This window comes from Thalassobacter stenotrophicus (assembly GCF_001458315.1).
Taxonomy (GTDB): Bacteria; Pseudomonadota; Alphaproteobacteria; order Rhodobacterales; family Rhodobacteraceae; genus Thalassobacter; species Thalassobacter stenotrophicus.
In genome coordinates, this window is record NZ_CYRX01000033.1 from 620652 (window position 1) to 634175 (window position 13524).

General features: G+C 62.1%; 9 protein-coding genes. 5 read left to right on the forward strand and 4 right to left on the reverse strand.

Annotation, left to right across the window (positions count from 1 at the left end; all coding sequences use genetic code 11):
- The first annotated feature begins 168 nt into the window (after positions 1 to 168).
- Positions 169 to 534 carry a hypothetical protein gene (locus tag THS5294_RS17515; RefSeq protein WP_058124727.1) on the forward strand — a complete coding sequence of 122 codons (366 nt, stop codon included), beginning with the start codon at positions 169 to 171 and terminating at the stop codon, positions 532 to 534.
- 126 nt (positions 535 to 660) lie between these two features.
- Here THS5294_RS17515 and THS5294_RS17520 read toward each other — a convergent pair whose 3' ends face one another.
- Positions 661 to 1536, reverse strand: a complete 876-nt coding sequence (locus tag THS5294_RS17520) for an NAD(P)-dependent oxidoreductase (RefSeq protein WP_038004950.1) — start codon at positions 1534 to 1536, stop codon at positions 661 to 663.
- Positions 1537 to 1610: 74 nt separating this feature from the next.
- On the opposite strand from THS5294_RS17520, the gene THS5294_RS17525 reads away from it, so the two are divergent.
- On the forward strand, positions 1611 to 4070 hold the full coding sequence (locus tag THS5294_RS17525) for a penicillin acylase family protein (RefSeq protein ID WP_058124728.1): 2460 nt from the start codon (positions 1611 to 1613) through the stop codon (positions 4068 to 4070).
- A 194-nt stretch (positions 4071 to 4264) separates the two neighbouring features.
- Here THS5294_RS17525 and hemB read toward each other — a convergent pair whose 3' ends face one another.
- Positions 4265 to 5266: a porphobilinogen synthase gene (gene hemB, locus THS5294_RS17530; protein ID WP_058124810.1), complete on the reverse strand. Its 1002-nt coding sequence runs from the start codon at positions 5264 to 5266 to the stop codon at positions 4265 to 4267.
- Between the two features lie 141 nt (positions 5267 to 5407).
- Here hemB and THS5294_RS17535 point away from each other — a divergent pair, with 141 nt between their 5' ends.
- Both THS5294_RS17535 and mfd read left to right on the forward strand, forming a co-directional pair.
- Positions 5408 to 5935, forward strand: a complete 528-nt coding sequence (locus THS5294_RS17535) for a hypothetical protein (RefSeq protein ID WP_058124729.1) — start codon at positions 5408 to 5410, stop codon at positions 5933 to 5935.
- Between the two features lie 32 nt (positions 5936 to 5967).
- The gene (mfd, locus tag THS5294_RS17540) at positions 5968 to 9402 is read left to right on the forward strand and encodes a transcription-repair coupling factor (RefSeq protein WP_058124730.1); all 3435 of its coding nucleotides are present in this window, start codon (positions 5968 to 5970) and stop codon (positions 9400 to 9402) included.
- Here the strand turns inward: mfd and THS5294_RS17545 are convergent.
- Together THS5294_RS17545 and THS5294_RS17550 are read right to left on the reverse strand one after the other, a co-directional pair.
- On the reverse strand, positions 9399 to 11417 hold the full coding sequence (locus THS5294_RS17545; protein ID WP_058124731.1) for a capsule polysaccharide biogenesis protein: 2019 nt from the start codon (positions 11415 to 11417) through the stop codon (positions 9399 to 9401). The genes mfd and THS5294_RS17545 overlap by 4 nt on opposite strands.
- 25 nt (positions 11418 to 11442) lie before the next feature.
- Complete coding sequence (locus THS5294_RS17550; RefSeq protein WP_369793299.1) at positions 11443 to 12579, reverse strand: polysaccharide biosynthesis/export family protein; 1137 nt, start codon at positions 12577 to 12579, stop codon at positions 11443 to 11445.
- Positions 12580 to 12825: 246 nt separating this feature from the next.
- Between THS5294_RS17550 and THS5294_RS17555 the strand changes: the two genes are divergently transcribed.
- The gene (locus THS5294_RS17555) at positions 12826 to 13425 is read left to right on the forward strand and encodes a riboflavin synthase (protein ID WP_038004960.1); all 600 of its coding nucleotides are present in this window, start codon (positions 12826 to 12828) and stop codon (positions 13423 to 13425) included.
- Positions 13426 to 13524 lie beyond the last annotated feature (99 nt).

Consider the following 13524-nt stretch of genomic DNA (forward strand, 5'->3'; position numbering starts at 1 on the left):
CTTACATCTTTGAAATAATTTGGCCTCAGCGCGACCCTTGGGTGCTAAGATGCAAGGCCGCTCTTGGTCCGTGCCGACCATCCTCCAAGACGGCGCATTTGACAGGTTCAAAACCCCGTTGCTAACCTCACAAAACTTATGACCTAAATTTTTTAGTGGAGTTTTGTGATGCGTATTATTGCGTTTGTTTTACCTTTTGTTTTGCTTGGATGTGACGTGGCCGAGGAAATGGCCCCAAGCTCGACGCAGCTCTCGACATCAGCCGAGTTTGCGCCTCTTTTGGGCAAACGTCTGGAATTAAATGAAAACGATCATCTTGTTTTGAATGCCGATGGAAGTCTTTCGGGAGAATTCGGCGGTGCGGTGACGCGCGGCACATGGGTTGTTCGCGACGGTTTTTGGTGCCGTGAATTGAGCGCGGGGCCGCGCGGACCTTCCCCTGAGGATTGCCAGCTGTGGGCCCAAGAGGGCAGCTCCATTAACGTGACCCGAGATCAGGGGCGCGGCGGATCGTTTGTCTATGAAATCAGCTAGCGATGGCTGGGTCAGAGGGAAAATGGCCCTTTTGTGGCGCCATTTTCATTTGTGATTGCGCCGGGCCTTTGGCCCGTCGCGGTGGGCGCTGCGCGCCATTGAGTATTTTTAGAACAAAGGAGCCTTTTAGGCTTGGAGTGCGCGCAGGCGTTTGATGAGGCTTGAGGTGTCCCACCGGCCGCCGCCCATGTTTTGGACGTCTTTGTAGTATTGATCGATCATGGCCGTGCCCGGCAGCGGTGCGCCAATGTTGTTAGCCTCATCGAGGCAAATCCCGAGGTCTTTGCGCATCCAGTCGACGGCGAAGCCGAAATCGTAGGTGTCATCGAGCATGGTCGCGTGGCGGTTGAGCATTTGCCAGCTGCCCGCAGCGCCGCCCTTGATCACATCGACAACCGCGCGTCCGTCTAGGCCGGATTTTTCCGCAAATAGCATCGCCTCGGACAAGCCCTGGAGGAGGCCTGCGATTGCGATTTGGTTGACCATCTTGGTCAGCTGACCCGCGCCTGTTTCGCCCATGCGGGCACAGGCACCGGCATAGGCGTCGATGACCGGAGCGGCTTGGTCATAGGCGTCTTGGTCGCCCCCGCACATGACGCTGAGCACGCCGTTTTCGGCGCCGGCCTGTCCGCCGGAGACGGGCGCATCAATGAAGCTGATGCCGTGGTCTTTGGCCGCCGCGTACAGCGTGCGCGTGATATCGGCGGAGACTGTTGTGTGATCGACGAATACGGTGCCTGCAGCCATCGCTCCGAGTGCGCCATCCTCCCCTAGGCACACGCTGCGCAGGTCATCATCGTTGCCCACGCAGGACATCACAAAATCCGCGCCCTTTGCGGCCGCCGCCGGTGTTGTGGCCATCGCGCCACCATGTTCTGCGACCCAAGCCTCTGCCTTGGCAGTGGTGCGGTTGTAGACGGTGACGGTGTGCCCGGCCTTTACCAAATGCCCGGCCATCGGATACCCCATGACCCCCAAGCCCAGAAATGTGACGTTCGCCATGGTGTGCTCCCTTTGCAAATAGCGTTCCTAGCCGTTACGTAACGGGATGAGCGTGGCCGTCAACGGGGACAAGTATGGGCGAGGTGTTTCGGTGGACGGTGCGTGGCATTGGGGTCGTGTTTGCTTTGGCGGCTTTGGGGCTGTTTTTGGGCTATCTTCTCGCGGCGCGGTCGCTGCCTGAGTACGATAAGCGGCTGCGTGTTGCGGGGCTTGAGGCACGGGTCGAGATCGTGCGCAACACCCACAACGTGCCTCACATTTTGGGCGAAACCTCTGAGGCTAGTTATTTTGGCTTGGGCTATGTGCACGCGCAGGACCGGCTGTGGCAGATGATGGTAATGCGGCGCACGGCGCAGGGCCGTCTGTCTGAGCTGTTTGGCGCCGAAACTCTGCGCACGGATGAATTGCTGCGGCGGTTGGACCTGTATGGTGCGGCCAGCCGTGCGATCCCCGCGCAGGACCCTGAAACGATGGCTATGCTGGAGGCCTATGCCGCCGGGGTGAATGCCCGTATCCAACAGGTCAACGATGAGGCCTTGGGCCGTGGCGCGCCGGAATATTTTCTGTTTCCGCCACAAATCGCGCCGTGGCGGCCGACCGATAGCCTTGCCGTCCTCAAGATCATGGCCCTGCAATTGGCCGGACACATGGAGGAGGAGATCGCGCGCGCCCGCGCCGGCCTCGTACTGCCGGCGGAGCGGTTGGTGGATCTGCATCCGGATGCGCCGGGGGGCGGGCGGGCTGTCCTGCCGGAGATTAGCACATTGTTCCCCACGCTTGAGCCGACGCAAATCGCCCGCTCGGACCGGCCCGCCTTGTGGCCCGCACCTTCGCGCAACATGGCGGGAGCCTCTAACGCTTGGGCGGCCACTCCCGCCCGCGCGGCCAAAGGGGGCACGCTGCTGGCCAATGACCCCCACCTTGGGCTGAGCGCGCCGTCCATCTGGTATCTTGCACGGCTTGAGTTGGCGACGGGCGGCGTGATCGGTGGCACCGTGCCGGGGATGCCGCTGGTTCTGGTCGGCCGCTCGGACCAGATCGGCTGGGGCCTGACCTCGGCCTATCTTGATGACCAAGACGTGTTCATCGAACGCCTGAACCCCGACAACCCGTTCCAATATCGCACCCCCGACGGCTGGAAAGATTTCGAGGTCCGGGAGAGTATTATTCAGGTCAAGGATGCGGACCCTGTGACCATCACCCTGCGCTGGACCGACAATGGCCCGGTCCTGACGCGTGGGCAGTTCGATCTGGGCAGTGTCACCCCGCAGGGGCACGTTGCGGCCTTGGGTTGGACCGCACTTGCCGATGCCGACACCTCAATGCGCGGCGCGCGCGAAATCATGGCTGCCAACACGATTGATCAGGCACTTGAGGCGGGCCGCTACCACGTGGCACCGGCGCAAAACCTGACGGTCGTCGACGGCCGCCGCGTGGCAATGCAGATCATCGGGCACCAGCCCCAGCGTGACATCAACCACCAAAGCCAAGGGCGCATCCCCGCCCCCGGGTGGGAGCCGCGCAACCGCTGGCAGGGCACTATGCCCTACGCGATGAACCCTCGTTTTGTGGACCCCGCAGGCGGCATCGTGGGCAACACCAACAATAAAACCGTAGATCAGCCCTTTCCCCGCCACATCAGCCACTGGTGGGGCGACACCCAACGCGTCCAACGCTGGGAACGGTTGATGCAGGCACGCGTCGCCCATACCCGCGAAAGCTTTATCGAAGCGCAACTAGACCCCGTCAGTATCTCGGCTCGTGCACTTTTGCCGCTGATCGGGCGGGACCTTTGGTTCACCGGTGAGGCCGCCGCCGCCGACACCCCCGAACGCACGCGCCACGATGCCCTGACGCTTTTGGCGGCATGGAATGGTGAGATGTCCGAACATCTGCCCGAGCCGCTGATTTATGCCGCATGGGTGCGCCACCTTCAGGATCGCCTGATCCGCGATGAACTGGGCCCCTTGGCCGACGATTACACCCATGTTGAACCTTTGTTCATCGAGCGGGTCTACCGCAACGCCCAAGGGGCGGCGGCGTGGTGCGATGTGATCCAATCCACCCCCCTTGAGACCTGCGCAGACATGGCGCGGATTTCGCTGGATGAGGCGCTGATCTGGCTGACGGAACGCTATGGTCGCACGCCCGCCAGTTGGCGCTGGGGCGACGCCCATGAGGCCCGTCATGATCACCCCGTGTTGGGCGAGGTGCCGGGCCTGTCGCTGGTGGTGAACATTCGTCAATCAACCTCGGGCGGGGACAATACGCTGATGCGCGGGCTGACCTCTGGTGAGGACCCCGATCCGTTCACGAACGTCCATGCCGGGGCCTATCGCGGGGTCTATGACTTTTCGGATCCTGAAAGCTCTGTCTTTATCATCTCAACCGGGCAAAGCGGGCATCCGCTGTCGCGGCACTACGATGATCTGGGTGAGCTGTGGCGGCGCGGCGAATACATCCCGATGACGCTAGATCCCGCCTTGGCGCGGGCGGGCGCGGTGGGCGTTACGGTGCTTGAGCCTGCGCGCTAGGCCGCGCCAAGGCATTAGCGGCGGGCGGGGCCGTGGCCACAAGATATGGCGCTCACCATCGGTATCTCGTGGTTAACAAATCACTAATATAGTGTGAAAATCGTTAATTATAAGTAAGTTAGCATGACCCATTGTTGCGCGCTCGCAACAATGGGTCATAGGTGCAGACCTAAGCTCTGTCGCGGGGTCAGACCCTAGCCGCGGTTCAAAATCCGCGCGACTTCAGGGGCGAAATAGGTCAGGACCCCATCACATCCCGCGCGGCGAAACGCCATGAGGCTTTCCAACATCACCCGCTCTCCATCGATCCAACCGTTGGCGGCAGCGGCCTTGATCATCGCGTATTCCCCCGACACCTGATAGGCATAGGTGGGCGCGCCAAAGGTGTCTTTGGCCTCACGGCAGATGTCCAGATAGGGCATGCCGGGTTTGACCATGACCATATCGGCCCCTTCGCTCAGATCACGCTCAATTAAGCGCATCGCCTCGCGCCGGTTGAGGGGGTCCATCTGATAGGTTTTCTTATCGCCCGTCAGCGCGCCCGAGGCTCCGACCGCATCGCGGAACGGACCGTAAAAGGCAGACGCGTATTTCGCGGCATAGGACATGATAGTAACGTTCTTGTGGCCATTGGTTTCAAGCGCTTGGCGCAACGCACCAATGCGGCCGTCCATCATGTCGGAGGGACCAAGGATATCGGCACCTGCCTCCGCTTGGGCCATGCCCATCTTGACCAACGCCTCAACGCTTTCGTCGTTGACGACCTCACCGTTGACCACAATCCCGTCGTGACCGTGGGTGTTGTAGGGGTCCAGCGCGATGTCCGTCATGATCGCGATTTCCGGCACGGCGGCCTTGATCGCGCGGGTGGCGCGGTTTGATAGGTTGTCGGGGTTCCACGCTTCTTCGCAGCCGGGCGTTTTCAGCGCAGGGTCCGTGTAGGGGAACAGGCAAATCGCGGGGATCCCAAGGTCAGCGGCTTGCCGTGCGGCCTCAACCAACAGATCCACCGAAAGCCTCTCAACCCCCGGCATCGAGGGGATAGGCTGGCGTGTGTTTTCACCGTCGCACACAAAAATGGGCCAGATCAGATCATCCACCGAAAGCCGATCCTCCCGCACCAGCGCCCGAAGGGCAGGGGTTGCACGGGTCCGGCGCAGTCGCGTGCCGGGAAAGGGGCTCTGGGTCGGGCGCATCGCGTCCTCCTGGAATAATGTGTCAGGTTTGAGTGACACGAAATCGCCATCGGCTGCAAGGCCCGCAAATGTCCTATCGGGTTGCAAATTTGCCCCCCGCGCGCCAAAGAAAAGCCATTCCCCACCCGCAGAAGGCACGCAGTGGATTTTTTCTGGCTCAATACGGCCTTCGAGGTCATCGACATGCGCTCGTTCTCGAACCTTTGGTTCTGGATCGCGCTGGCGGTGTTGTGGTCGACGGCGGCGCACTGGGTGATCGGCGTGCCCTTCGATATGGTCCAACGTGCCAACCGGGGCCAAGACGCGGCCCTGCGCGATGTTGAGACGCTGGCCAACATGCATGCGCGTCGCTTGATCCATATCTTTGATGTCTCCGGTATCTGGGCCACAGGGTTCATCTTTTTCGCACTGGCCGCCCTTGCGTCGCTGGGCTTTGTCTACGGACTTGAGTTCGCGCAGGCGGTGTTTTTGCTGGGCTTTCCGATGTCGATCGTTTGGGGGCTGTCGCTGCATTCAGCCCGGGCCATTCCCGGCATGGAGGTGGGCGCGCTGCTGGAACATCTGCGTTGGCACCGGGTCAAAGTGCAGATGGTCGGGGTTGTGTCGATCTTTGCCACGTCCATGTGGGGCATGTACGTAAACATGAGCGTGAACGTGCTGGGCGGTTGACAGCGGCGCTTATCCCGTTACCTCCCACGGCCATGGCTTCTTCCAATCACATCACCGCCTCTGGCGCTCCCGAAGGCTTTGACGCGAGCGTTTTGCTGCGCGAGCTGGAAAACGGCATGGTCCTGCACCTTGCCCGCGACGACAAACGGATGGAGGCGATGGCCGCCGCCCTGCGCTTTTTCGCGCCCAAGGTGCCTGTGTTGCGCCTTCCGGGGTGGGATTGTCTGCCCTATGATCGGGTCTCGCCCAACCCCGAGATCAGCGCCGAGCGGATGGCCACGCTGACCCTGCTTGCGCACGGGTTTTCGGAAAAGGTGATCGTGCTGTCCACGCTGAACGCCGCGACCCAACGGGTGCCCGCGCGTGAGGTTTTGCGCGGGGCGGGCTTTGCCGCGCGCCTCAACCAACGGTTGGATGAAAAGGCCCTGCGCGATTATCTGGTGCGCAACGGGTTTTCCCAGACCTCAACCGTGATGGAGCCGGGCGATTACGCGTTCCGGGGCGGCATCATCGACATTTGGCCCGCTGGTGAGCCCGCGCCGGTTCGGCTGGACCTCTTTGGTGACACGCTCGACGGGTTGCGCCGCTTTGATCCGCAGAGCCAGCGCACGACCGAACAGCTCAAGGGGATTGAGTTGGCCCCGGTGTCCGAGGTCATCCTTGATGGCCCCGCGATCACCCGCTTTCGGCAGACCTACCGCATTGAGTTCGGGGCCGCGGGCACGGACGATCCGCTGTATGAGGCCGTCAGCGCGGGCCGCAAACATGCCGGGATCGAACACTGGTTGCCGTTTTTCCATGAAACATTGGAAACGCTTTTTGATTACATGCCAACGGCTTCGGTCGTGGTGGACCCTGATGCCGACGCCCTGCGCGCGGACCGTTGGACCAGCCTGACCGACATGTACGACAACCGCCACGAGGCGATGACAGCAAAGGGGCGCGTGGATACTGTCTACAAGCCGTGCCCCCCCGATTTGCTCTATCTGGATGACGCCGCATGGGGTGCCGCGCTGGCCCCCCGCCGCGTCGTGAACATGAGCACATTTTCCCAGCCCACCGGGCCGGGTGTGATTGATCTGGGCGCGCGTCAGGGCCGCAATTTTGCGCCCGAACGGCAGCAGGCTGAGCTGAGCCTGTTCACCGCGCTCAAGTCCCACGTGCAGGCCGTGCGCGCCGATAAGGCCGTGGTGATCGCCAGTTATTCGGGCGGCGCGCGGGAGCGTTTGCAAGGCCTGTTGCTTGATGAGGAACTGACGGACGTCAAGCTGATCAAGAACCGCTCTGAGGTGGCGAAAGGCGAGGTCGGTCTGACGATTTGGCCGCTGGATGAGGGATTTGAGGCTTCGGACATCGTTGTGATTTCCGAACAAGACGTCTTGGGGGAGCGTTTGGTGCGCGGCCCCAAGAAAAAGCGCCGGGCTGAGAATTATCTGACCGAAGCGCAAAGCTTGTCGCCACAAGATCTGGTAGTCCATGTGGATCACGGCGTGGGTCGCTACCTAGGGCTAGAGACCGTCAGAGCGGCGGGTGCTCCCCATGAATGCCTCACGCTGGAGTACGCAGGCGGGGACCGGCTGTTCCTGCCGGTTGAGAATATCGAACTTCTGAGCCGTTATGGTCAGTCGGAGGGGATGCTCGACAAGCTGGGCGGCGGAGCGTGGCAGGCGCGCAAGGCCAAGCTGAAAGAACGCATTCGTCAGGTGGCCGAACGGCTGATGCGGATCGCAGCCGAGCGCGCGCTGCGCCGTGCGCCCGCGTTGATCGCGCCGCATGATATGTACGAAACTTTTGCCGCGCGTTTCCCCTACACTGAAACCGACGATCAGATGTCGGCGATTGATGACGTCGTGTCTGACCTCGGCTCTGGCCGGCCGATGGACCGGCTGGTCGTGGGGGATGTGGGCTTTGGCAAGACCGAGGTCGCGATGCGCGCGGCCTTTGTGGCAGCCTCTGCGGGCAAACAGGTGGCCGTGATCGCACCCACGACGCTGCTTGCGCGCCAACACGCCGCGAGCTTTGCGGAACGGTTCCGCGGGACCGCCCTGACGGTGAGGCAATTGTCCCGCTTTGTGACCAACAAAGAGGCCGCGGCGACCCGTGCGGGCATTGCGGACGGGTCCGTGGATATTGCCATCGGCACCCATGCGCTTTTGGCCAAAACGGTCAAGTTTCAGGACCTTGGCCTGTTGGTCATTGATGAGGAACAGCATTTCGGCGTCACCCACAAAGAGCGGCTCAAAGAGATGCGTTCGGATGTGCATGTTCTGACGCTGTCGGCCACGCCGATCCCGCGCACGCTGCAAATGTCGCTGTCTGGGGTGCGGGACCTGAGCGTGATTGGCACGCCGCCGGTGGACCGGCTTGCGATCCGCACCTACGTCAGCGCGTTTGACACTGTGACCCTGCGTGAGGCGCTGTTGCGCGAACACTATCGCGGCGGGCAGAGTTTCGTGGTTGTGCCGCGCATTTCGGACCTGTCCGAGATGGAGGAATTCCTGCGCAATCAGGTGCCAGAGGTGACCTATGCGCTGGCCCACGGCCAATTGGCGGCAGGCGATCTGGATGACCGGATGAACGCGTTTTACGACGGTAAGTATGACGTCCTTCTGGCCACGACGATTGTGGAATCGGGTATTGATATCCCGACGGCCAACACGATGATCATCCACCGCGCGGATATGTTTGGCCTGAGCCAGCTCTATCAAATTCGCGGTCGGGTGGGGCGGTCCAAGACGCGTGCCTATGCCTATCTGACGACGAAACCGCGTACGAAGCTAACGCCCACGGCGCAAAAGCGGCTCAAGGTTTTGGGCTCTCTTGATGCGCTGGGTGCGGGTTTTAACATCGCCTCGCAGGATCTTGATATTCGCGGCTCTGGCAACATCATCGGTGAGGAGCAATCGGGCCACATGCGTGAGGTCGGCCATGAGCTGTACCAATCCATGCTGGAGGAAACGATTGCCAAGTTGAAGGCCGGTGAGGCGGGCTTGGTTGAGACGGATGACCAATGGGCGCCGCAGATCAACCTAGGGGTGCCCGTGTTGATCCCCGAGGATTACGTGCCCGATTTGGACGTGCGGCTGGGCTTGTATCGCAGGCTCTCAACGCTGGCGAGCAAGGTCGAGTTGGAGGGCTTTGCGGCTGAGTTGATTGACCGGTTCGGCCCCCTCCCGCGGGAAGTCACGTTGCTGACGCGGATCGTGCGGATCAAGGCGATGTGCAAGAAGGCGGGTATTGCCAAGCTGAACGTCGGGGCCAAGGGCGCCACGATTGAGTTTTATAACAACAAATACGCCAATCCCGCAGGGTTGGTGGCGTTTGTTCACGGGCAAAATGGCCGGGCCAAGATCAAGGATACCAAGATCGTGGTGCAACAGGATTGGCCGTCTGAGGGTGACCGCGTGAAGGGGGCATTTGCCTTGGCTAAGGACTTGGCACTGAACGCGCGGGCCTCTGCGGCTTAGCGGTTTGGGCGCGGGAGTGAGGCCAGAACGCTCTGGAGCTTGACGCCCGCGCGGGCGGCATATCCGCTGCGGATTTTGCCGCCCTGCGCGAGCCGCATCACCGCGACCTCGGGCGGGCAGGCTAGCCCCGTTTCGGCGTCGTAATAGCGCGGATAGGCGATCAAGGTGGCGTGTACGAATTGCAGCAGGGTCGGGCGGGCTTGGCGGCGCGCGGGGATGGTGCCCAAGTCGCGGGTCAGCCCCCAGCCCGCATAGAACGGCGCCCCAAGCGTCGTGACAGGCACGCCGCGCAACAGGGCCTCAAACCCGAGGGTTGAGGTCATGGTCCACACCTCATCCGCGATTTTCAACAGCGCGAGGGGGTCTGCCTCGCTTGCGATGAAATCGGCCTCAGTCGCGGGGATTTGACCGTTGCGCAGGCCGGTTTCCACGTCCGGGTGGGGTTTGTAGATGATCCATGCATCGGGGTTTTCGCGCCGCGAGGCGGCCAGAAGGGCGGCGTTATCCGCGACGCGGTCCGTGCCCGTCAGGATGGAGGCATCATCCGCCACTTGCCCCGGTACAAGGATCACCCGCGCGCCTTTGGGCGGGGTGGGGGCGGCGGCGCGCCCGGTGAGGTTATATTTCGTCACCCCAAGTTTCAGGAGCGCATCTACCAAGCGTTTGGCGCGCACCTGATCGGCCGCGCTTAGGCTTGCGGATTGGGTGATCAGCCCTTCAAGGTCCGAAGCGCTGCGCGGGTCGTAATAGATGCCCGCGTGATCCAGCACGAGGCTGAGCGGCGGCGTCATCGCAGCCCCCAACCCGCGCGAGCGAAGAAAGCCGTCCTCCACTTGGATCAGCGGTTGATTGTGATTGGCACTGGTGGCGCGCAGTTCCGGCGTGATCGCGCGGCTCCAGACCAGCACGGGGCGGTCCGGTGCGCGCAGGGTCTCCGTAAATGTCATGCGCATGGGGCGGCCAAACATCTCCTGAAAGGCGGCGCGTTTCCAAAATCGCATGCCGGTCCCGATGTATCCCTGCCGGTCCTCGCGCCACGCGCGGGCCTGCGCCTCAAGGATTTCGAGGATATCCTCCAGCTCGCACAGGGTGTCGGTGAAGGGGCTGTACCACTTGGGGTATATTAGCATTGCGCCCGCAAACAGCTGCGCCTTGGTCAGGGTGCGACGGCGGCGATCAATCGGGTTGCGGTCCGCCGTCAGGCCCCAGCCCGCATAGAACGGTTGGCCAAACACCTGCGGTTTGTGGCCCGCAAGGATTGCTTCAAAGCCCATGTGGCTCGACACGGTATAGACCGCGATCGCCCCGTCCAGCAGGGCCCAAGGCGAAAGGGCGCGGTCCTCAAGCGTGATGTTGCGGTTCGTATCAGATTTGGTGAAATGGCCGGTGCCTGCGTGCGCTTTGGGGTGGGATTTGATGATGATCCGGGTGTGGGGGTGTTCGGTCTGGGCAAAGACCAACATCTCCCGAAAGGTGGCGGCGGAGGCGTTGCCATAGGTGATGGCCGGGTCATCGCGGGGCTGGTCGATGACCAACACATAGCCGGGTTTTGGCGGCTCTAGCGCGGGGTCCACGGCGGCGAACTTGGTGATATGCGTGCGGCGCATCCGGTCCATTGCGTTGTTTGCACGGGCCAGTAGGGGGGCATCGTCGAACGGGTGCCGCGCCAGCAGGTTTTCGAGGTCCGTTGGGCGGCGCGCGTCATAGTGGCTGCCGCGATGATCGACGCACAGGCCGATGGGCGGCGTGCCGTGATCCGTGGGATGCAGGCCGCACAAAAAACCATCGTCCAAGCGGGTGATCGGCAGGGTGTTGCGGGCGGCTGCGGCCTCGGCCCGCTGGGTGTGTGGGCCGTGCCCATAAGCGGCCACCGTGTCGCCGCCCCGTGCGGTTGGGCCAAAGACCAGATCAATCCCGGCCAATTGCAGGATCCGCCGCACCCTGCGGTCGGTTGCAAAGCGGGTGTTATAGAAACGCGCCCGAAGGGACCCCTCGGGCGCGGTGGAAGAAGACATGTCTGGTCGCGGTCCCAAGGGGCGCTTAGCCGCCTTCGACCAGCTGGCTGACCGCGCCGACATTGCCAAGCGACCCTGTGAGCGAGGAGATTGTCTTGCTCCAGGTCACAAACGGGGCCTCGGTCACATAGACGGTATCGCCATCCCGCACGACGAAATCACGGGCGATGAACACGCCGTTCGGCTCCGTCAGGTCGAGCACATAGGCAAAGCGCTGGGTGCCGATCAGATCATCGCGGTCCAACACCTGACGGGCGATGAACTCTGGCTCATTACGGAAAACGAACACGCCGGTGGGGTCGGCCAGACTGCTGTTTAAACCGCCGACCTGTGCGATGGCCTCAATCGCCGAAAGCGTTTGGCTTTCAAAGGCGAGGCGGCTTTGCGCGCCGGTTGCGCCAAGGGCCGTGAAGGAGCGGCTGTCCTCTTCGACCAGAATGCGGTCATCATTGCGCAGGGCAATGTCGAGGCGCGGTTGTTTATAGAGATCCAGCAGCCAGACTTTTTCCGTCGCATTGCCGCGCACCAGCGTGACTTGTGCAATCTCGGGCACCGCGCTGACGCCGCCCGCTGTGGCCAGCATCGAGGTCAGCATCCGGTTGGAGCGTTCGATTGGATAGACCCCCTGCGCGCCGACGTTGCCCAGCACGCTGACCGTGGCACCATCGCCCGCAAGGCGACGCACGACGACTTGAGGGTCGGGGGTTTGCGCATCCAGCCGTTCGGTGATGATTTCGCGCAGGCGGTTGGGGGAATTGCCCGCCGCCCGGATGCGCCCAGCGTAGGGCACAAAGATAAAGCCCGCGCCGTCTACTTGAACCTCATTGATGACGGAGGCGTTCTGACCCGCACTCGCGAGCAAGCCGTCCTCAACGTTTTCGTAGATCGTCAGGCCCAGCGTGTCGCCGGGGCGGATCGTGTCCGCGCCAACGGGGGCTGCATTGATCAGTTCCTCCGAAAAGCCCAGTGCGGGCACAATGCCCGTGGCCCGCGTCACGCGGTCATTGACGGATACGATGAACGCATCCCCCTGTTCGAGGACAGAACCTGAAAAGATTTGGCGTTTGCTTGGCCCACCGCGTGGCAACCCGCAGGCCGCCACCAAAGACGCAATCAACACCAGGACGATAATCTTCGCCCCCCGGGGTGCCGTGGTAATCAAAAGAATGGGCTCCTAGCTGCCGAAGTGCCTCAGTTTTATATTTTGGAAAAGCGTACCCCGTGTGGGCGTGTATTTCTAGTTTTTCATGGGGCTTTGCGCGTCGCGTAGACGAAATTTCGCCGAGTGTGGCATTTATTTCACAAGGTTTCGGGAAGGGCGCGCGCGTTTGGCGGTGCCGCAATGTGCCCGCAGGCTTGTCTTGGCAGGTGGTTAGGGCTACCTCGCGGTGAGCAACAGGAGGCCTTTATGTTCACAGGTATCATCACCGATGTTGGAACGATCCGCACGCTAGAGCGGCGCGGCGATCTGCGGGCGCGGATTGGCACGGCCTACGACCCTGAGGGGATCGACCTTGGGGCCTCGATTGCCTGTGACGGTTGCTGCCTGACGGTTGTGGACCGGGGGCGCGATGATCAAGGCGCGTGGTTTGACGTGGATATTTCGGCCGAAAGTGTCTCCAAGACCGCGATTTCCGATTGGGCCGAGGGGCGCGGCGTGAACCTTGAGCGCGCGCTGAAGGTCGGTGACGAACTGGGCGGGCACATTGTGTCGGGCCATGTGGACGGTGTCGCGCATATCACGGCCATGCAGGATGAGGGTGATAGCACACGCTATACCTTTGAGGTGCCTGAGGCGCTGGCGCGGTTCATCGCGCCCAAGGGGTCTGTTGCGCTTGATGGGACGTCGTTGACCGTGAATGAGGTTGGCCGCACGCATTTCGGGGTGAACTTGATCCCGCACACCAAAACCGTGACCACATGGGGCGCGGCCAAGGTGGGCGACAAGGTTAACCTTGAGATCGACACGCTCGCCCGTTACGTCGCCCGTCTGCAAGACTGGGCGTAGGTTCGCGCGCCCCTTTGGCGGGAGCGTATCTGCTCACTTTTCCCAACAGCCGTCGCGGCACGGCTGGTCACGCGGGCGCGGGCAGGGTATGTGCCTGCG